This window comes from Thermosynechococcus sp. PKX95 (assembly GCF_031583295.1).
GTDB lineage: Bacteria > Cyanobacteriota > Cyanobacteriia > Thermosynechococcales > Thermosynechococcaceae > Thermosynechococcus.
Genome location: NZ_CP134171.1, coordinates 84,348 through 104,964 on the forward strand (window position 1 = coordinate 84,348; position 20,617 = coordinate 104,964).

At 53.2% G+C, this 20,617-nt stretch carries 18 protein-coding genes; 8 read left to right on the forward strand and 10 right to left on the reverse strand.

The window, feature by feature from the left end:
* Positions 1 to 210: 210 nt before the first annotated feature.
* From RHH81_RS00405 to RHH81_RS00430, 6 genes are read left to right on the forward strand one after another with little or no spacing between them, the layout of a single operon-like run.
* Entirely contained in the window at positions 211 to 2,016 is a 1,806-nt protein-coding gene (locus RHH81_RS00405) for a DUF2339 domain-containing protein (RefSeq protein WP_310743189.1), read from the forward strand.
* Positions 2,013 to 2,648 carry a pyridoxamine 5'-phosphate oxidase gene (gene pdxH, locus RHH81_RS00410; RefSeq protein WP_206200590.1) on the forward strand — a complete coding sequence of 212 codons (636 nt, stop codon included), beginning with the start codon at positions 2,013 to 2,015 and terminating at the stop codon, positions 2,646 to 2,648. The genes RHH81_RS00405 and pdxH overlap by 4 nt, the downstream gene beginning before the upstream one ends.
* A 35-nt stretch (positions 2,649 to 2,683) precedes the next feature.
* Positions 2,684 to 2,989 carry an urease subunit beta gene (locus RHH81_RS00415; RefSeq protein WP_310743536.1) on the forward strand — a complete coding sequence of 102 codons (306 nt, stop codon included), beginning with the start codon at positions 2,684 to 2,686 and terminating at the stop codon, positions 2,987 to 2,989.
* Between the two features lie 33 nt (positions 2,990 to 3,022).
* On the forward strand, positions 3,023 to 3,778 hold the full coding sequence (locus RHH81_RS00420) for a HEAT repeat domain-containing protein (RefSeq protein WP_206200591.1): 756 nt from the start codon (positions 3,023 to 3,025) through the stop codon (positions 3,776 to 3,778).
* Positions 3,779 to 3,792: 14 nt separating this feature from the next.
* On the forward strand, positions 3,793 to 4,590 hold the full coding sequence (locus tag RHH81_RS00425) for an ABC transporter ATP-binding protein (RefSeq protein WP_206200592.1): 798 nt from the start codon (positions 3,793 to 3,795) through the stop codon (positions 4,588 to 4,590).
* Between the two features lie 30 nt (positions 4,591 to 4,620).
* Positions 4,621 to 5,784, forward strand: a complete 1,164-nt coding sequence (locus RHH81_RS00430; protein ID WP_302678555.1) for a glycosyltransferase family 4 protein — start codon at positions 4,621 to 4,623, stop codon at positions 5,782 to 5,784.
* 6 nt (positions 5,785 to 5,790) lie between these two features.
* Here RHH81_RS00430 and prmA read toward each other — a convergent pair whose 3' ends face one another.
* From prmA to RHH81_RS00475, 9 genes are all read right to left on the reverse strand, one after another.
* A complete protein-coding gene (gene prmA / locus RHH81_RS00435) occupies positions 5,791 to 6,690 on the reverse strand; it encodes a 50S ribosomal protein L11 methyltransferase (protein WP_206200594.1) in 900 nt (299 codons plus the stop codon).
* An 8-nt stretch (positions 6,691 to 6,698) separates the two neighbouring features.
* Complete coding sequence (serA, locus tag RHH81_RS00440) at positions 6,699 to 8,282, reverse strand: phosphoglycerate dehydrogenase (RefSeq protein WP_206200595.1); 1,584 nt, start codon at positions 8,280 to 8,282, stop codon at positions 6,699 to 6,701.
* A 145-nt stretch (positions 8,283 to 8,427) separates the two neighbouring features.
* The gene (locus RHH81_RS00445) at positions 8,428 to 9,327 is read right to left on the reverse strand and encodes a J domain-containing protein (RefSeq protein WP_310743190.1); all 900 of its coding nucleotides are present in this window, start codon (positions 9,325 to 9,327) and stop codon (positions 8,428 to 8,430) included.
* Positions 9,328 to 9,359: 32 nt separating this feature from the next.
* Positions 9,360 to 11,273 carry an RAMP superfamily CRISPR-associated protein gene (locus RHH81_RS00450; protein WP_310743191.1) on the reverse strand — a complete coding sequence of 638 codons (1,914 nt, stop codon included), beginning with the start codon at positions 11,271 to 11,273 and terminating at the stop codon, positions 9,360 to 9,362.
* 12 nt (positions 11,274 to 11,285) lie between these two features.
* Positions 11,286 to 11,675 (reverse strand): hypothetical protein, encoded by a 390-nt coding sequence (locus RHH81_RS00455; protein WP_206200598.1) that lies wholly within the window; start codon positions 11,673 to 11,675, stop codon positions 11,286 to 11,288.
* Positions 11,676 to 11,677: 2 nt separating this feature from the next.
* The gene (cmr4, locus tag RHH81_RS00460) at positions 11,678 to 12,475 is read right to left on the reverse strand and encodes a type III-B CRISPR module RAMP protein Cmr4 (RefSeq protein WP_310743192.1); all 798 of its coding nucleotides are present in this window, start codon (positions 12,473 to 12,475) and stop codon (positions 11,678 to 11,680) included.
* A 72-nt stretch (positions 12,476 to 12,547) separates the two neighbouring features.
* Positions 12,548 to 13,654 (reverse strand): type III-B CRISPR module-associated Cmr3 family protein, encoded by a 1,107-nt coding sequence (locus tag RHH81_RS00465; protein WP_310743193.1) that lies wholly within the window; start codon positions 13,652 to 13,654, stop codon positions 12,548 to 12,550.
* A gap of 78 nt (positions 13,655 to 13,732) precedes the next feature.
* Positions 13,733 to 16,780, reverse strand: coding sequence for a type III-B CRISPR-associated protein Cas10/Cmr2 (gene cas10, locus RHH81_RS00470; RefSeq protein ID WP_310743194.1), 3,048 nt, complete (start codon positions 16,778 to 16,780; stop codon positions 13,733 to 13,735).
* Positions 16,781 to 17,155: 375 nt separating this feature from the next.
* Complete coding sequence (locus RHH81_RS00475) at positions 17,156 to 17,593, reverse strand: hypothetical protein (RefSeq protein WP_206200602.1); 438 nt, start codon at positions 17,591 to 17,593, stop codon at positions 17,156 to 17,158.
* Between the two features lie 197 nt (positions 17,594 to 17,790).
* Between RHH81_RS00475 and gshA the strand changes: the two genes are divergently transcribed.
* The gene (gene gshA / locus RHH81_RS00480) at positions 17,791 to 18,930 is read left to right on the forward strand and encodes a glutamate--cysteine ligase (protein ID WP_310743195.1); all 1,140 of its coding nucleotides are present in this window, start codon (positions 17,791 to 17,793) and stop codon (positions 18,928 to 18,930) included.
* 2 nt (positions 18,931 to 18,932) lie between these two features.
* Entirely contained in the window at positions 18,933 to 20,120 is a 1,188-nt protein-coding gene (lpxB, locus tag RHH81_RS00485; protein ID WP_206200604.1) for a lipid-A-disaccharide synthase, read from the forward strand.
* 50 nt (positions 20,121 to 20,170) lie between these two features.
* Here lpxB and RHH81_RS00490 read toward each other — a convergent pair whose 3' ends face one another.
* Positions 20,171 to 20,611, reverse strand: a complete 441-nt coding sequence (locus RHH81_RS00490) for a Spy/CpxP family protein refolding chaperone (RefSeq protein ID WP_206200605.1) — start codon at positions 20,609 to 20,611, stop codon at positions 20,171 to 20,173.
* Positions 20,612 to 20,617: the final 6 nt, after the last annotated feature.

Below are 20,617 nucleotides of genomic sequence, written 5' to 3' on the forward strand. Positions count from 1 at the left end.
AGATCACCAAAAATAAAAATTTATCTAAAAGAGAAAATTTGCTTTTTGCGACCTTTTCTGTGTGCCATAGGACGATTTCTCACCCAATTTTGTTTCCCGTTTTACCCCTTTTGGCATGCGCCTCTAGCCACTTCATAAAGTGCATTGCCCAAGGAATGGCTCTCTCCTCTAGCGCATAAAACGGGGATATAGTCCGTAGGGAGCCGAACCATGGAAGATAGGGATGACTTGCGGCGTCGTCTTGAAAACTTAGAAGCCGCTGTGGCTGCCCTGCAGCGATCGCTCGAGATTCTGCAAAGAGCCATTCTCCGTGAAGACCTCTCCTCTTCTGGAGTTCCAGAACCTGCAACACCATCAACGCCACCTGAGGAACCGACGGCGATCGCTCCTGCCCCTGCGACTGAATTACAACCCCCAGCGCCTGAATCTCCAGCGGTGCCACCGTTACGCCCAGTGAGGCCTTCCCAAGCTGACTGGCTACAAAATTGGGAACTGTGGCTCAACCGTCTCGGCATCGGCCTGCTGCTGTTGGGGATTGGCTTCCTCTTTCGGTACGCCGTTGAATTGGGCTGGATTACCGATGCAGTTCTTGTGGCCATGGGCTTTATCATCGGTACAGTGCTGATGGGGTTGGGCTGGCGGTTGCAGCAGCGAGCCATCTTTAGCCAGTTTTTGCAGGGGGGCGGTCTGGCGACCTATTACCTGACGATCTTTGCGGCCTATCAGTTTTTGACCGTCATGCCTTGGGGTGTGGCCTTCCCGTTGATGGTGTTAGTGACCCTAGGAGCATTTTTCATCTCGTTGCGCCAAAATCGAGCCATTTTTGCGGTGATTGGCGTGGTTGGCGGCTTAGCAACCCCTTTGCTGCTCTACAACACAGAGATGAGTCGTCCCTTGGCCTTGGCCAGTTATACCTTTTTAATTCTCTTGGGCAGTTGGGCAATTTACGCAGTGAAGGGCTGGCGATCGCTCCTGCTGTCAGCTTTTTGGTTGGGATGGCTGATGTTAACGGTGTCTATTACTGCTCAACGGCTTGATCGGGTCGTGGCATTACAGATCATTCTGGCGTTGACTTGGCTGGGCTTTACGGTATTACCCCCTTGGTATCAGGGACGCAATCACGACAGGGCAGGGGAGCTGTATCGCCCTCAGGAGACTTCCCCACCGCCCTATGGTCAGACGATCGCCCTCTTTAATCCGCTGATTGCTTTGGGCTTAAGTGCCTTCCTCTGGGATTGGTCGGCAACGCTAACGGGTCGGGTCTTGATCCTATTTGGCGGCCTTTACCTAGTGACTAGTGTACTGTGGCAACGCATTCCCCAACCTTGGCGCTGGGTCTATAGCTTGACGGGACTCGTGCTCATTGCCCTTGGCATTGTTGTTCGTTACTACAGCAATCGCTTTATCCTCGCACCGCTGGCGATCGAGGGGCTGATTTTGCATTATTTGAGCCAACACTATGCCTCGCGCACCCTGCGGGTTATTGCCCATCTTTGGTGGGGACTGCTCGGCCTTGGTTTTGTTGGGCAACTGCTGTTTACTGCCGCCGATCGCCCCCCGCTGTTGAATCTGGCTTTTTTCTCCCATTTGGTGGTGCTTGGCGCCGCAGCAGTCAGTATCCGTTTTTTGCCCCCACCCACCCGCCCCCTCTACTGGATATTGGGCTATGGGGTGACGATGATCTGGATGCAGCACGAACTGGCGCCCTTTGGTACGGGGGCAGCCACCCTTGTCTGGGGACTCTTTGGCGTCGGACTGCTGATCTATGGGTTGCGACGGGACACCTCAGCGGTGCGCACGGTGGCTCTAATCACGCTGATCATTACTTTGGTGCGGCTTTTCTTCGTTGATCTCATCCATCTTGCGCCGGTGTGGCGAGTACTCCTATTTATGGGGTTTGGTTTGATTTTTTTGCTGCTGAGCTATTTTTTCCGCGCCCTGTGGCGGCGATCGCCCGTGGAATCCTCTAGGATCAGTGAAGAAACCCCAACAAATGAGTCCGAAGAAACCCCATGACCCGCATTGCTGATCTGCGCCGTGATTACCGTCGTCAACGTCTCCTCGAAAGTGAGGCGGCTGAGGATGCGATCGAACAGTTTCGCCTCTGGTTTACGGATGCGGTCAACGCTGAATTACCGGAACCCAATGCGATGACGCTGGCCACCGTTGGCTTAGATGGGATGCCCGCAGCACGACTGGTCTTGCTCAAGGATGTGGACGATCGCGGGTTTGTCTTTTTTACGAACTATCGCAGTCGCAAAGGTCTAGAATTAGCCGCCCATCCCAAGGCTGCCCTTGTCTTTTGGTGGGCAGAGCTAGAACGGCAGGTGCGCATTGAAGGCACTGTTGAGCAAATTAGTGCAGCGGAGTCCGATGCCTACTTCCAGAGTCGTCCTTTGGGTAGCCGTTGGGGGGCATGGGCATCCCAGCAGAGTGAGGTTTTAGAATCCTACGCCGATTTGGAAGCCCGCCTTGCGGAAGTGGAAGCCCGCTATGGCGAAAATGTCCCTCGGCCAGAGCATTGGGGGGGCTATCGCGTTCTACCGACCCTGATTGAATTTTGGCAAGGGCGACCCAATCGCCTCCACGATCGCCTGTGCTATCGGCGCCAAGGAGACCACTGGCAGCGGGTGCGCCTCTACCCCTAGGATAGGGATATCTTTAGAGATTGGCTGAGATGCCCATGATTGCCGGTGAACTTATCCCCGCAGAGGGAACCATTGAACTCAATGCTGGCCGGCTAACGGTGACGTTAACGGTGGCCAATACGGGCGATCGCCTAATTCAGGGGGGATCTCACTACCACTTTTACGAAGTCAATCCAGCCCTCCAATTTGATCGTGAACAGGCACGAGGAATGCGCTTAGATATTGCCGCTGGCACCGCCATTCGTTTTGAGCCGGGGGATGAGCGGGTGGTGCAACTGGTGGCCTTTGGTGGCAGTCGCCAAATCTATGGCTTTCGCGGCGAAGTCAACGGTGCGCTCTAGTCGGGATTCCAAGCATCCTGTAGATTAAACAGTATGGATGACAATGATTTCCCCCTTCTCGACACTTCGGAAGATGCACTAGCGGCGCTGCCGAGTGAGGAGAGCGATCGCCCCGATCCCGAAGCCATGTTGCCTCTGCTGACCTCCGCCGATGTGACGGAGCGGATGTTGGCGGCTCGCGCCTTTTGCGAATTGCAGGATGAACGCGCCACACCCTATCTCATTAATCTCCTGCAAGAACCCTGTCCCCTTGTCCGTGTCAGTGCCGCCTATGCCCTTGGCCGTAACCCCAGTTTGGCAGCGGTGGATGCCCTCATTCAGCAATTGGAGCGGGACTGGAATGGCTATGTCCGCAAAGGCATTGTTTGGGCGCTGGGTAACTGTGGCGTCCGCTTTCCCCTGCCAGAAATTTATCGGCGCACCCTTGATCCCTTGATTCGTGCCCTGCAAACGGATATTTCTGCCGTGCGTCTCTGGGCGGCGAGTTCCTTGGGTCAGGTGGCAGAAGCTAGTGAAGAGGCGGCGACGGTTGCCATTCCTGCCCTTGCCCTTGCCTTGGCTCAGGATGCAATTGCCGCTGTGCGCAGTAACTGTGCTTGGGCCTTAGGTCATGCCTGCCGCAAAATTCCCCTTGGGCCTCTTTACACCCAAGCGATTGATCAACTCATTGCCGCTCTCCAAGACAGTGATATGGGGGTTCAAGAAGATGCCAAGGCGGCTCTTTTTAAGTTAGGAGATGCCCGCGGCCTGCAAGCGATCGCAGACCTTCAAGTAGAAGCCTTTAGCTAGGAGAGGCTGACACGATGGCCGAACCATTGGTGGAATTACGCGGTGTCTGCAAAGCCTTTGGCCATCAGCAGGTGCTGAATGATGTGGATTTGGCCATCTATCCCGATGATGCCTTAGTGATTTTGGGGCCTTCGGGAACCGGTAAGTCAACCCTTTTGCGGATTATTGCTGGCTTAGTCGCTCCCGATAAAGGTGAAGTGTATGTTGCAGGAGAGCGCCGTCAAGGATTACGGCAAGAAGGTCTCTGTCGGATGCGGATGAGCATGGTCTTTCAGCAATCTGCCCTTTTTGACTCCCTCACGGTTGCTGAGAATGTCGGCTTTTACCTGTACCAGCATACGCGTTTGCCGGAGGCACGCATTCGCGAAATTGTCAGTGAAAAACTAGCGATGGTCGGCCTCGCTGGCATGGAAGACCTCTACCCAGCGCAGTTGTCTGGGGGGATGCGCAAGCGAGTCAGCTTTGCCCGCGCCATTGTGGATAATCCCGAAGATCCCAATGACAACCCCTACCTGCTGCTTTACGATGAGCCAACGGCAGGGCTAGATCCCATTGCCTCAACAGTGATTGAGGATTTGATTCGCGAATTACGGGAGAAGACGGGGCATGCCTACGTTGTCGTTACCCACCAAAACAGTACCATTGAGCGCACGGGCGATCGCCTGATTCTCCTCTATCAAGGGCGCATTTGCTGGCAGGGCACCCATGCCGAAGCCCGCACGACCGATAATCCCTACCTGCGGCAGTTTCTCAGCGGCGATGTCAATGGCCCCATTCGGATCATTGATCAAGTGGGTACCGCTGCTCTATAAATAACGTAATAAATCAAGGAATCAATAATCGTGGCTTTACACATCGCATGGCTTGGCAAAAAATCTCCCCCCTGCGGCAATGTCACCTATAGTCGTGAAATTACCAATGGGCTATTGGATCGCGGGTACCAAGTGAGCTTTCTGCATTTTGCCCAAGAGGATGAACAGGAAGCTGAGAACGAAGGGGAGATGCCAGATGTGACGCTCCCTTGCCTGTATAAATCGCAAGTCTATACCCTGCCCTCCCTGCGAGCCAACAAAGTTCTGGTTGAGTCCCTTAAAAAACTCAAACCCGATATTGTCCACGCCTCATTGACCCTCTCCCCCCTCGATTTCTTTCTGCCCGACATTTGTGAAGAGTTAAACATTCCCTTGGTTGCCACGTTTCATCCTGCCTACAGCGAAAAGTATCGTACCCTAACGACGGGCACCGCCTTGATGACTTACCAACTGTATGCCCCCTTTTTGGCTCGCTATGACCGCGTGATTGTCTTTTCCCAATCGCAAAAGGAACTACTGATTCGTCTTGGGGTTGGTGCTGAGACGCTGCGGGTGATTCCCAATGGCGTCGATACGCGAAAATATACACCGGGACCTTCTACGACCAAAGAGGACTTTAAGGCACGCTACCTCTATATCTATCAAGGCCGGATGGCTATTGAGAAGAATGTTGAAGCGCTGCTGCGCTCTTGGTGTGCAGCGGAAATGCCGGCGGATTGTAAGTTGCTAATGGTGGGTGGCGGTGCCCTGATGCCCTCCTTGATGGCCAATTATGGTCCAGATCAAAATATTCTCTGGCTTGGCTCGATCGTTAATGATCAAGAGCGGCTACAAATTTTACGCGGCTGTGATGTGTTCATTTTGCCCTCGCAAATTGAGGGGTTATCCCTGTCGCTCCTAGAGGCAATGGCCTGTGGCTTGGCCTGCTTGGCTACCGATGTGGGTGCCGATGGTGAAGTGCTCACTGGGGCAGGCATTGTCTTGAATCCCCAGTATGTGAAAACCCAGTTGCAAACGCTGCTGCCCATTTTTTATCAACACCCGGAAATGATTCGCCTCCTAGGGGACAAAGCCCGCAAACGGGTGCTGGAGCACTATAGCCTCAGTCACAACTTGGATCGCCTAGAGGCCTGCTACCAAGAACTAATGGCTTCGTATTCTTTGGCGCGCCCGGCGGCCAAGGTGAAAAGCTAGCTCCCTCTAGTCTGGCAAACGCTCAAAGCGAGCATTGAGACAACACCATTCGTGCCGTCGCCAGACACTGCCCAAGCTCCAGCCCTGTTGTTCCAGTTGCGCCGCTACGCGATCCGCTTGATCCAAAAGAATGCCACTAAAGATGCCCCAGCCCTTGGGTTTCACAATTGCTGGCAAGTGGGGCAGAATCTCGATAATCACGGGTGCCAAAATGTTGCAGACAAGGCCATCCACCAGTTCGAGGACTTGTTCCCAACTCCCTTGCTTGACAATCAACTGGTCGGCTCTGATGCCATTGAGTTCAGCATTGCGTTGAGTCGCAGTCACCGCCAGATCCGAGGTGTCCACGGCATAGGCTTTGTTTGCCCCTAGCAAGAGGCTGGCGATCGCCAGAATGCCGCTACCACAGCCAATATCAGCCATCACCGTGGGTGGCAGCGGCTCAAAGGTTTGATCCAATTGCATCTCTAGAGCCTCAAGGCAAAGCTGCGTGGTTTCATGGGTGCCGGTGCCAAAGGCCATGCCAGGATCCAGTTTGATCACCAAGCGGGTGTTGTCAAGGGGTGGGGTTTCCCAAGCCGGACAAATCAGCAGGCGATCGCCCACCGGTATTGGATGCCAATAGGCTTGCCAACTATGGGCCCAATCCTGTTCATTCACCAACTGCCAGTGGAGTTTTGGCGAGAGGTAGCCCTGCGCCACCACATCTTGCTCAATCCAAACCCCTAGGGCAGCAATGTCCAGTAGGGTCACCTGCTGCTGCGGCACATAGCCTTGGATCAACACCCGCCCCTGCTGTTGCTGGGTTGCCGTACCTTGACAGCCAAAGGATTGAAGGCGCCAATAGACCAGCTCTTCCGCCTCAGCTTGACAAGTGACGGTAATTTCCCACCAACGCTGTACCACAGCCGTGCCTACAGATTCACGATATAGGCATCACGAATACCGGGGACTTTCAAGATTTCCTCCAAGAGGCCTTCGGGTAGGGGATCGTCCAAGCTAATCACCATCACCGCGTTACCGCGTACCATCTTGCGTCCCACCTGCATACTGGCAATGTTGACATTAAAGCTCCCTAACTGGGTGCCAATTTTACCAATAATGCCTGGCATATCGCGGTGTAGCGTCAGCAACATATAACGGGTTGGCGCCACACTAATGGGAAAGTCATCAATACTGGTGATGCGCAATTCACTGTGAGCCAGCAAGGCACCAGACACCGAGCGGGTTTCCGAGGGGCTTTTAGCAATCAACGCTAGGGATCCCGCATAGTCACGCTGTGATTCATCGCGGGTTTCGACCACGCGAATTCCCCGTTCTTTAGCTTCTAACCCAGCATTCACGTAGTTCACCCGTTCCCGCAGCGCTGGTGAGAGTAGCCCCTTCAAAGCGGCAATCACAATCGGTTGACTGTCATTGGTGGCCAATTCCCCTTGCAAACGGACTTCCAGAGACTCGACCCGACCGCCCGCCAATTGCCCCACAAGATTACCAAGAGTTTCCGCCAACTGCATGTAGGGCGCCAGTTTCTCAAGAACCTCCGGACGCAGACCCGGAATATTTACCGCCGATCGCGCCGGCAACCCTAGGAGCACATCGCGAATCTGCTCGGCAACATCAATGGCCACATTCACCTGTGCTTCTTCCGTGGAAGCCCCCAGGTGGGGAGTCAAGATGGCTTCCATCCCCAAGGCACGCAGCGGAGACTCCGCCTCAAGGGGTTCAGTTTCAAAGACATCGAGGGCAGCCCCCGCCAGCTTACCCGTCTTGAGCGCCTCCACAAGCGCTGCCTCATCAATAATGCCCCCCCGCGCACAGTTAATGATGCGGGCTGTGGGCTTCATCTTGGCAATGGTTTTGGCGTTAATCAGATGCTGCGTTTCTGGGGTCTTCGGCAAGTGCAGCGTAATAAAGTCGGATTCCGCAAAGAGAACATCCAACTCCACGAGGCGGCAGCCCAGTTGTTCGGCGCGTTCCGTAGATAGATAGGGATCGTAAGCAAGAAGCTTCATGCCCATAGCACGGGCAACGGTGGCCACGTGGGAGCCGATTTTTCCTAGGCCAATAATGCCCAAGGTTTTCTTATAAATCTCTACGCCCGTAAAGCGTTTGCGATCCCATTGACCTGCTTTCACCGCAGCATTCGCATCGGGAATATGACGGGCAAGGGAGAGCATCATCGCCAAGGTGTGCTCCGCAGCAGCAATGGTGTTGCCCTCTGGGGAGTTGACCACCATGATCCCTTTACGGGTGGCCGCAGGCACATCGATGTTATCTACACCAACCCCTGCCCGACCAATAATCTTCAGTTGGTTGGCGGCCTCAATGACCTCCTTTGTGACCTTGGTTCCCGATCGAATCATCAGGGCATCGTACTCGGGAATGATTTTGATCAGTTCTGCCTCTGAGAGGCCAAGTTTGACATCGACTTGTGCCACTTGGGCAAGTAAATCAAGCCCCACCTGTTCAATGGGATCGGAAACCAGAACTTTGGGCATAGGTAAACACTAGGTATAATGCCAGAACAGTTATGCTATCACATTTTATTTCGCTAAGGGTAGGGGTAGAATGCGTTTCAGCAAAACTCTTCCTAATAGGGGGGCGATCGTTCCTCCCTTCCTGTTTTTCTTGGTTGCGCTCAGATTAGAATGGCTCACCCAGAAAGAGTTGCGACAGAAGTAGAACCACACCCGCTGCTGCAGCAATCTCTACACCGGCTGCAACTGTGCGCGCCCACTGCTTATCATCCTCTTTTTCTTTGATGGCCAAGAGCAGGAAAAACTGATCTTCATCACTTAAATTTTGAACAAAGGATTCTGAAAGCATTTCCAAGGGTAGAGTTTTGAAATAGTCAATCTGACGACGAATGTAACTAGATTGCTCCTGTAATCGTCGTTCTTTTTTCTGCGCAGCAGCGGCCTTTGCTGCTTCAGTTTCCTTTTTAATCTCACAAATAATTTTATATTTTCGGGGACTCACTGTTTTTGTCAGCATTGCCCCCAAGGTTCCCCAAAAGCAGAAGAAAGCCCACAGGTATCCCAGAAAGCCCAAAAGACCGCCTACACTCCCTACCAATAGGCCAACCAACAAGAGAATCCCCCCCTGAATAACGTTGCCCCATTTGGTTGCTGGATCGACTGTATCCAAATCGTCAATCTTGAGGCCGTGGCAAGCTAGCTTTTGCCGCTGTTGTTGGTCAATAGCATTGATTGATTGCTGATACTGCCGTTGAATGGCCTGCCGCTCTGTCTCCAGTTTCCGAGCTACGGCTTCCATACGAGCGGGATCGAAAATGGAGCGGGCAGTTCTAACATCTGTTGCTGGTTGGGTAGGTGGGGGCGGGCGATCGCCCTGCTCCATGAGGTAGGCATAGGCTTCGTTGATTTGCTTGAAGTGCTCCTCGACGATTTGCCGCGCCTTTTTGGGGGTCTCAGGAGGCAGTTTATCAGGGTGGCACTCTTGGCAGAGGCGGCGATAGGCTGCTTTGATCTGCTCTTTGGAAGCACCCGGCTGGAAGCCAAGAATGTCGTAGTAGTCGGTCATGGCTTCTTAGGTATTTATTCAAGCTCAAAAGGTCAAGAAGATTTGAAAGGAAATAGTTGCAAACATCTTCCAGACGTATTCAAGTGTTTCAGAAACTTGAGTCGTGGATTTTTGGTGACCCCAAAAATCGTAATAACTTGATAGTTCTCTAAGTCAGCCACCCAAACTGGCGAGGGTTTGCCAGTGGAACCACAGAGATTTTTGTCGTAGTTACCATTTACCTTAAGGCTAGGGTCATGAAGAAGGGCAAGGCCGTAGGGCTTTTCTCCGCTGGGATCACCACTGCAAACGACGATACGGCAGTTTGCATCAATTGCTTCTGCCCATTGGTCGGTAGTAACAGTGCCAATGGATAATGGTTGAGTCGGGTTGATTGGGTGATTACTAAGCTGCCCTAAAGCTTCATAAAACCTTTGAAGTCGCTGTTGAAAAATTTCTTTGAATTCCTTGGCACTGCTGGGGAGTTCCCAAAAGGGAGCCTCGTCTTCAGGAATCAGATTAGAACCACGCCACCAGGGTGCTTGGTTACGGGTTTTACGAGAGTAGCAAGGGCGACGTGCCCCTTGACCAATGCCACCCAAGTGAAACATGAGCCACATCAAGTTGCTTGCCAGCTCTTTTAGCGTTTCTTTGTGGGCATCAGGAACTTCAGAAGAAAAGTCTAATACCAGTGTCCCCTGTTCTTCTCCATAGGGATCGTTTTTACCTTCCTCATTAGGGCGTGCCTCAGGTTGGGTCACCCTCCCATTAATCACCCGTACCCGCAGGTAGCCATGTTTGGGTTGCGGCTGAATTGCGCCAAAAATCATTCCCTCAAGGCGTTGGACTTCTGCTGGGGGCAACACCCCCCGCGCAAAGGCACGAAACCAGTACCGTAGCATTGACTTGAAGGCTGTGGCTCGCACCTCGGCCTCTGGTTGTCCCCGCATTTGCCATTGTTGATTTCTATCATTCCATCTCCATCCAGTAAATTCTTGGCGACCGTGGATGAGTTGGCCTTGAACAGTAAAATCCACACTAAAGAAGCCACGCCCCACCTGTTTTTGGGGTTCGACTAAAACGCCGTAGCCTGCATTCACTTGCGAACCAATCCCTTGGGTTAGGCCACGAATCAACCACTCCTTGACCTGATGGAGCATTTCAGGAGAACAGTGCTTTGTGGGCTTGATACCAATGAGAAACGAGGTTTCCCGCAGTGAAAAGAAAACGTTCGGATTGGCAGAGTACTTGAGGTCGCCATTATTCCATGACCAAAGGTTGTTGGCCATGTCCACTGCTAGCCCCCCATTCTTCTGTTTAGGCAAGGGGTAGGCATCGAGGAAAATAATTTTGCCAGCTTTTTCGCTAGAGTCGCTGCTCTCAAGATGGCCAAAGTAAGACTGGCCGACCAGTTTATCCGCTTCAGCCCAAGGTACGCCTTCGTTTTGCATCACCTCCCGAATGGCTTGGGCACGAGCAACGCCCCGCAAGGTACTGGAGGGAATATAGGGAATGCCTAGGTTATCAAAGGCAGGCAGAAGGATACTTTCAGGACCACGGTGGCCACCAACACGGATGCGCCATGGGCAGGTGACTGCAAAACAATTGTTTTTGCCGGCAATTTGGCGAGTGCGCTCTGTTAAGACCTGCAAACGTTGGCGATAGTCACCCTGCTCTGCCACTGTCATTAGTTCCACTTTCGTACCATCTTTGGCGGGGCTAGCGGGCGATCGCATCCAGCGCAGATACTCGACAAACCCTGCACTTCGATGGGGGGTGGGATTTGGATCAAGGGGATGTTCGAGCCATGGGGGGGGTGGAGTGTTCCCACTGTTCCCGCCCTTTTGGGAACCACCACTATTGCCTCTGCCACCTTTGCCACTACCGCTATTGCCAGCGTTTCTTGAATTGGGACGCTGTGTTGCTTTATGAGTTTGAGGTCGCTGTAATGCAGGGTTATTTGTCATGTTGTCCTCCTCCTAGTCTGCATTGCCGATGTCAACGTAAAGGGCGGTTGTCCAGAAGCTAAATTCACGGGCAATTTGTAACCCTAAGCCGGTTAAGCCAAGGTAGGATTCTGTGTCAAGGTTCTTGAGGGTCTCCAAGCCTTTGTCATCCGCCAAATTCTGAACATGCGCTGTTTCTTCAAGGGCACGGAAAAAAGCTTTGACAACCTCCTTCTTCCCCTCTTGACTGAGAGCGGCTTCCTCCGCTTTTAGGCGCATCAGTCCCCAAGTGGCCAAATAGGTGTAGAGTTCAACGGCTTGGCTTTTTTGCTCCCGCAGCCGAGTGTCGTCTTTTGTATCATTCCGCAGTTTACTCAAGGCTTCATAGACTGGCTGTGCCATTGTGCGTGGATCAAAGGCCATAGCTAACTCCCAAGGGTTACAAGTTGGACAAAGCCGCGACCAAGGCTTTCTTGACCACCAATTTGGAGAATTGGGTGGCTATCGAAAACATCCCGCAGATCGCTTTCCACTTTTTCTGCGGCGCCATTGAGTTGGGCAACCGTCCCCCACGGGAAGTACATCAATGTATCGGGGGGAATGGCTTCCTCGTAGCGAAAACCGCCTTCAACGGTTTTATGCTGATCGAGTTTCACCTTGACCTGTCGCCACAGGCTGGTTTCAATGAGGGTTTTGCAGTGCTGATCGGGTAGAACCAAGACCTGTTGAATTTGGGTTTGCTCGCGGATCGGAATCCACTCTTGCCATTTCTCCCAAGGCTTGAGCTGATTGCCTTTGAGGATCGCGTCCTTGAGATAAACAGGTTTGCTGGTGTCTAAACTGGTGCTGTAGGCAGCGACTGTTCCTGAGGACTGACCAGTGAGGCGTTGCCAACGATGCAGCAGCATGGGGCAGCTAATCCAGATCACGCCATGGCTGAGGGAGGGAACCGGTACCCACAGGAGTGAACCATCGCCGACCCACACTTGCCCTTGGGTAAGGTTGGTGTTTTCGCCGCCCATGACATCTTCAATGGTGTTGCCCCAAAGGCGGTTGCGGTCTTTGTGGGGGGTACTGGCACGCAAGCGACCCCGAATCGTGCTGGAGGGAATGTAGGGCAACTCTGTGTGGGACTCCCGCGCAATGCCGAGAAGGTTGCCCTCTTGGGTGGTGCCACCCGTGTGGAGGGGGGAGAGAAGGTAGAGGTAGGCAAGGTTAAACATTGTTGATCATCCAGTCTCTTTGAGGTCAACGTGTATCGGTGCTCACCTATTTATCCATTCGTATTCGGGTGGTTATGCAGTGCCCCAGAGCAATTGGCCGTAGTGAAGTTTTTCAAAGGTGGTGCGAGCTTTGGGGGCTACACCGCCGAGGAGTTGTTGGGGCTGGGGAGAGGGAGGCTGAGCAAAGCGATAGATAGTTCCCGGCCTGACATAGGCACGCTGTGCGGAATAGCCCAATTGGGGTTGCCCATTGCGACGGGTAAAGGTACTGAGACCACCGGCTAAAAGGGGGCGATCGCCCACCACACCAATCAGATGCTCTTGCCAATCATGGGGATACAGTCCATAAACAGGTGCGTCAGCCACCACGGGCGCCAAGCCGGGAGTCAGCACGTAGGCTAGGGTTTCTTGACCGGTGCCTTGAAACCGCTCTAGGTCTGCAAAGGGAGGTTTCTTTAGGGCATGCACCTGTGCCTGATGCCCCTCACCCCCAATGCGCACGACTCCCTCTAGATTGGCAACACTGATGCCGGCCACAAAGCCCCAGCCCGGATGCATCCGGTTGGCCACTTCCGTAAAGTAGCCGGCTTCGTCCTCCACATTGCGACTTTCGGTTTGCATTTTGATGTGGGGGAGGACTTGGGTTGACCACGGCAAATCATGGAAGTGCTCTTTGGCGTTGAGCTGATCCAGCTTTCCTTGGAGATAGAGGACAAGAGCATCCAAGCGCATCAGGGGAGCCGGTCGGCCTTGGGCTTGCTCATTCTCCCTGAGGGTCGGTTCCACAATAGGGCGTAACTTTCCCGGCAACGGATGGCAGACATCTTTCCAAGCAGGGTCGTCGGTGGCAGCGGGTTGAGTGCGGGCAAAGCCCTTGACTTTACTGAGGTCGGCACGATCATTGATGTCGACTTCCTCGTTGCTTTTGTTGCCAATGCACACCAAATCCTTGGGCGTGTCTACCCAGACTTGGTTTTTGGCATCAATGAGGAAAGGCCCAAGAAACTCCAGATTTTGCGCGTAGGAGTCACACAGAGAGCGTAAGGCTTGAAAGACCGTAATTGGCAGGGGCGGAAAGAGACTTTTTGCCCAAGAGCCTTCTCCCGGTTGAAAGGGTCGGGAGTCACGAAAAAGGAGGACATCTAGGGGATCTAGACGATACCAACTTAATTCAGTCATGATAATCAACCTCATGTGTCTTTCGTTATCCTTGAAGCAGAATAGTTTTGCCCAAATGAGTTTTAGAACTCTCTGCTTTCATCGATCGCCATCCTGATTACTCCCTAGGGGTACAAACCGTTTATCAATGAAGAAGGCCATGAGCCGCAACAGGTTGAGCAGGTCTTGCAGATCCGTTCCTAGCTGACCTTCATGCTGGAGCGCCCAGTCTTCCCATTGATTGCAACACCGACAAAGCTGCTCAATCAGTTCTGAAGGGATGTCTTTTTCGCGGCGATTGGCAATGCTAGCGATCGCCTTCTCAATGACCCGCTCTTTGCTCAACCAACAATGTTGGGGCAACTCTGTCACGAGTCGGTACAGCAGCGGACTCACCTCTTCATTTGCTTGCTCAAGTAATTCTCGCCAAGCCGCTAGCAGTTCACCCTTCAACACTGCTTCGAGGACATTGCCAGACCCATAGAGCACCCGGAAACAGAGGCCATCTTTGCCGGGGAGTTTTTTCGCCCGTTCCTTTTCGGCTTGCCAGAGGTTTTCTAGAACCGTGGGCAGAGGAACACTCTTGTAGGCAATGACCACGCCCATACTCATTGTTGCCCCTTTGCCCATCGTAAACAGGCGACGCATGCCCAGCCACTTAGCCGCTGTACTGTCCTGAACCGTTTGCCAGTAGTCCCCGTGGGGTTCAAACTCCCCGGCTGGATCCGTACCGCCGCACCATGCTTGGCGTAGGAGATGAATCGCCGAGAGGGCATCCTCTAGGGGCAAGACGGCCATGACATCATCGCCACCGCTATAGACCACACGGCCACAGTGACGTTGCTCCACTAAGTAGGGCACAAGGCGATTCGAGAAATCTAGCAGGGCACGGTTGAGTCCCACATGGGTGGCAGGTCCCATGCGTTTGGGGGTCTGGTTGAGCAGTGTTTGCCACTCATCAGGGTTTTTGATGTAGCTCTTTCTTTGCTGAATGTCTTGAATAATGTTCGTAGCAACATACTCACGATACTTCTTCAGGTTGCGACCGCGGACGTAGTTGCCCATGCTGTCGCCATCGGCCAAGAGGATACACCACCAGTCAGCAGGGGAGCGATCGCCCCAACCCACTCGTTTTTGTGTCTGATTCACCGCCCTCCGAAGTTCGGCCAGCTCCTGTTTACTGTCAAGACCTAAGGCTTCTGCCAACCACTTGGCCGAGAACATGACACCGTTGTAATTCCCTAGCCTGGCATCTACTTGGGGAATCTGGGTTGGGCGGCAAGTGGTGCTGTTAAAGCGAGCGTGATAGGGCTGTAAAGCCAGATCGGCAGTAAATTCTTGGTTCAATTCTCGCCAATACCGCTTGACCTGATTGGGATACTTCACCATAAAGCGAGCGGCAGCGATACTGCTGGCATTGGGAAAGCGCACCAAGTTTTCATAGTCCTCCTCAGGGCACGCAACTCCCAAAGACTCAGCGACACCGCCATGTTTCCATGCCATTCGCTTGGTGACTTCAATCGCATTCAAGCGCTCACTGCCATTAAATAGCCCCGGAAAGGCTTGGCTCATCACATACCAAAACAGGCGCAGGGAACTCGCCGGCAGGCCATGCCCCTCGCGAAAAGGATCACGGTACAGCAAATTCGGGTGCAGGGCACTGTAGGCTCCAGAAATCGAGGAGCGCTCACCCGGCGAAGCGGGAAACTGCCAGTTGCGAGTGTTTTTGACAGCGGAGAGGGCTGACCCAAGGCGCTGTTGCAGCAATGGCCACCATGTACCCACGTTAATCGTGGCATACACCTTTTCCTCAACCTGAGTGGGCAGGGGATCCTCGGCTTTTGCTAACGTGGTTTGGGCGGTTTTCCAAGTTGGGTAGGTGGATGCTCCACGCTGGCAGGTTAGAGGTTGGGTTGGCTCCCCAAGGGGCAAAGCGATCCAGTAGCTTTCCCAAAAATTCTCTAATTGGGCTTGCCAAAGGGCATTCCACTCCCAGCGTCCTCCCTGCTGCCAACTGAGAAACTCTTTCTTTAACTCCTCTTGTTCTGCCGCAGGAAACTGTGTATCAATCCACGCTTCAATGTGAGCAATCCAGTGACAATCTTCATAGCCACTCCGTACCTTGGTTTTGATGGCTTCGCGCACATTTTTGCCAAGGTTGAGCCATGTTTCCCGCAAATGGTCTTGAAGCTCTTTGCCAATCGTGTCTTTGTCTTGTTCAGGAATGAGTGCCGTAATCACGTTGGGAAAACCCGCTGTCACCAAGCTGGAGGACGGCTGCTCTTGCGCCTCAACTGGTTTGGGAATACCAAATTCCGCAAAGTAGGGTTCAAAGTCTGGGTATTTTTGCAGCAGAAAGGCATCAATGATCGTTTGGTTGTAGAGATTGGGGGTAATCACAACATCAGGGCCATAGCGTTCGGCAAGGAACCAGCAGGCCTTGGCACTTAGGTAATGGAGTAGATAGGAGCCTGACCAAAAGTCCAGCAGCTTGCGTGAAGATTTAATGAATTCCTGAACCGGTGAAAAGGAAAACATCAACAGCCATGGGTGCTGCGGTTTATCCCCATTACTGGCGTTTCGGGGAAAGAGGGTGCCGGCAAGGGCAGCGGTAATCGAGGTGTGAGCTTCGAGGGGGCAGTCGGGAATGCGTGTGTCTGAGGGTAACAGCAAGACATCTTTGGCATAGACCGCTTGATCTTTGATGCGCTGATCGCCAGCAATGGCTTCGCCATAAAATCGCCAAAACCACCAGAAGACCTTTTCAGCATCGGTTTCTTGGCGAATCTTGCTCCAGATGGACTGCGCCTCAATTTCAGCTAAATTCTCATCGCTGAGACTCGCTGCAAAGGCAAAGTTCAAATCACTTTTGGCACCAGTAATCGGGTGACGAATTTCCACTTGGGTGATATTTGCAGTGGTTGTTGGGGGGGTGCTCATGCCGCGCTGAAAGCTCAGGCGATCGCTGGCCGAGGCAATATGGTCTGCGGTAATACCGCCGTGATGCTTCCACCAATTTTCCAAATCCTGGGCATGTTGATTCAGGCAAGACACCTGTTGCCATGGGCCTTTGAGAGCTTTGTTGCGGTACAACGCCTTGAGGTAGGGGTCGTGGAGGAGGGCAAAGAGTTTGCGTTCGTAGTACATGGATGGCCTTCCTAGAACAATTGACTCCACTGCGAATCGGCGACCGTGCGCCTTGGGCGATCGCAGCTAATGTTTTATCCAGTGTCGTGAGTTGGGATATGCAGTGGAAGCAAAATAAAAATTCTTTTGTAATATTTAACAGTTTTTTCTACTAGCTATAAGAATTGAAACATTTGGGTCTTGCTTCCGAGAGATCTGCCAAGTTGCCTCCAACCCTGATGCTTTCGTTGAATCCCTTAGCGTTTCTCAGGAAGCGGGTTTGAGCATTTTCTAGTATTTCAGATGAAAATGACAATCCCTACCTAGGGGCGGGGCATTCAGAAGCTCCCCACTGGCCTCAAACCCTGATTTTAAGGGGACTCACTGCAAACTAACCTAGAAGCGATCGCCCGCCTCAAGAACTTTTTCAAGTTCGTCTGCCACCTCAAGAACCACGCGGATACTGGTGTAAAGGGCTTCGGGGTCACAGTCAGCAGCAACCTTCGTACAAAATACAGCGATATACCTATTGTCAGCAAGGGGACGCAACTCCCAAGCGCCAATTTTCTTATTGGCATTTTCAATTAACAGATAATTGGCTATCTCTTGGTCAAGAAAGCCCTCGCAACTGTAGCCCACAGACCAGACATCCCGAATTTCATAGCTTCCCAGCTGCTGGGTTTTGGAGTCAATAAAGGCCTGTTGCGTTCGACCGTTGGATAGCTCAAAGACAACGCGGTAATCACCATCCTCATCCACTTGATAGCGGATTCCCAGGCGATCCAAAACGCGACTGACACGGACATCTGCTTCGACTCGCCGCTGACCAAACATCTTGAGATTCTCACTATAGGGGTGATTTGTGTCATTGATAATACAGGTTAACTGATCAGGTTTTGATCGCCACAGGGAGGGTTTTACGAATGTTCATATGTGCGGCAGGGACGCGGGCATGGTATTGTGGCTAAGTAGCTCAAAATTCCCACTTTCTGCGAGGGGGCTCGCTGACCCAAGTTAGCCAAAGGGATGCCATGTTGTCAAAGGGCTTTGAGGTTGAACTCTACACGGGTAAGCCCACGGGCGAGATTGTGGGACTGTCGGATCGCATTGTGAGGGACTTACCGGGGTTTGTGCGTGAACCCGATAGCCGCAATGTTGAATTTACAACCCCGCCGGTCTTTCTATATGACCAAGCCCTCTGTGACTTGCTGCGCCCCCGCTTTCGGCTGCGCGCTTATTTGCAATCCCTAGGGGATTTAACGCTGGTTCCCGGTAGCACCCTGAGTCTAGGGGACAGTCAACGCTTTTATCGCTCTGACCCCCAGAATCCCTATCACACCTACATCGAGCAAACCTATGGCACAAGGGTTGTCACCGCCAGTGTCCACATCAACATTGGCCTGCGGGATCCAGAAGAGTTGATCCGTGCCTGTCGGCTAGTGCGGCTGGAGGCGTCCCTGTTTCTGGCGCTCAGTGCTGCGTCGCCGTTTCTTGATGGCAAGGTAACGGGCTATCACTCCACCCGTTGGGCAATCTTTCCGAAGACCCCACCCCAAGTGCCCCTATTTACTAGCCATGCCCACTTCATTGAGTGGACAGAGCAGCAACTCCAACGCGGCACGATGCAAAATGTGCGGCACTTGTGGAGTGCTGTGCGCCCCAATGGCGATCGCCGACCCTATGATCTCAACCGCCTTGAACTGCGAATTTGTGATCTAGTTACGGATGCCATTTCCCTACTGGCGATGACCGCTCTTCTAGAGGCGCGGCTCCTGCAATTGCTGGATACCCCTGATCTTGATCCCCTGCGGTGGGGGGATGGCGATATGTTGGCACAACTGGCAGACAACAATGAGCAGCTCGTCGCAAAAAGTAGTTTAGAGGCGGTGTTAACCCACTGGCGCGATCGCCGGCAACTAACGGCAGCCGCTTGGGTAGCCGAACTCTACGAAGAGGTTTGGCCGATCGCCAAGGCACAGGGCTTTAGCTGCTTTCTGGCACCGATTAAGAAAATCCTGCGACAGGGAAACACCGCCCAGCAATGGCTGGCTCAATATGCAGCGGGGCAATCGATCCCTGAGATTATGGCCACCGCCGTACAGGAAATGGCCGCTACGGAACAGGAATTTGCCGATCAACTCTGTCAACCAGTGGCGGCAGTGCGGGGCTAGGCATGGCGCATTTGTTCATTAGCACCGGCGAAGTCTCTGGGGATTTGCAGGGCGCCCTGTTGGTCAAGGCACTCTATCGCCTCGCAGCAGAGCGGGGGATTCCCTTAGAAATTTCTGCCCTTGGGGGCGATCGCATGGCCGCTGCGGGGGCAAAGCTACTCTTTAATACTGGAGGAATTGGCTCCGTGGGGCTACTAGAAGCCCTGCCATTGATCAAGCCAACGATCGCGCTCCAACTCAAGGCTCGCCGCTATTTACGGCAGCATCCCCCTGATTTAGTGGTTTTAATTGACTACATTGGTGGCAATGTCGCCATGGGGCGGTTTATCCGCAAACATTTTTCTATTCCCATGGTTTACTACATCGCTCCCCAAGAGTGGGTCTGGTCCCATAGTTTGAAGGCCACTCGGCAAATTGTTGCCCTCAGCGATCGCCTGATTGCCATTTTTCCAGAAGAAGCCACCTATTACCGCCGTCATGGTGCCAATGTGGTCTGGGTGGGGCATCCCCTCTTGGATCGCATTGCTGCGGCTCCCAGTCGCGAAGTGGCACGCCAAAGTTTGGGCATTGCTGCCGATGAGCTGGCGATCGCCCTGTTGCCCTTGTCCCGCAAACAGGAAATCAAGTCCCTCTTGCCTCTAATTTTGGGGGCTGCCACAAATATCGCCAAAGCCTATCCTGAAGCCCGCTTTTGGTTACCCCTTTCGCTGCGGCAGTATCGCTCAGCCATTGAAGCAGTTCTCAAGGAATATCCCATTCGCGTCACATTGGCGGAAGACTCCCTGCAAGTTCTAGCGGCCGCAGATCTGGCGATCGCTAAATCCGGCACGGTGAATTTAGAAACCGCGCTGTTGAATGTGCCTCAAGTCGTGATCTACCGCGTTCATCCCCTCAGTTTGTGGCTTTATCGGCGTTTCCTGAAGTTTGACCTCAAATTTGTCTCTCCCCCCAATTTACTCGTGAATAGAGACATCGTCCCCGAACTCCTGCAGGAACGAGCCACCGTTGCCAACATTACCGCTGCTGCCCTTGCGCTATTGGATCATCCTGAAAAACGCCTAGCCATGCAGGCAGGCTATGCCAAAATGCGAGCTGCGATGGGCACCCCCGGCGTGGTCGATCGCGCTGCCACCGAGATTCTTGATCTGCTGAGCAACAAAAAAGTGCAGGATCCGCTGTCCCGCACTTAGGGAAGTCATGAACTCCTTTAGAGCTTTAGAGCGTTGCCAAGTTTAATGGGTTACTGCTGGGGTTTCATGGGGCGATTGCCCGGCCGCCGCTGCTGCATTTGGGCGGCCAAGGCTTGCCGTTGCTGCGGTGTGAGAATGCCCCGCATGGCCAGCATGCTTTCAAAGCGGAGAGAGGCGAGTTGGTTTTCCAGTTGGCGCACTTGCTGATACTTGCTGCGGATTTGCTCCTCCGAGGCATTGCCACTCATCATCTGCCGCAGTTCTGTCTTGGCGGTGCGCAGTTGGTTGCGAGTTTGTTCCATTTGGCCTTGGTATTGTTGCTGCACGGCTTGTAAACGTTGCCGCTGTTCAGGTGTGAGGTTTAGGTTGTCCAGATTGGCTCTCCAGCGAGGTCCGCCATAACCGGGGTCAGCGACGCTCGGGGGAGCGATCGCCAGTAGGGGGCTGAGGCTACCACATATAAGAAGCGTGGCTAAAGATTTTTTCAACATAGCTGT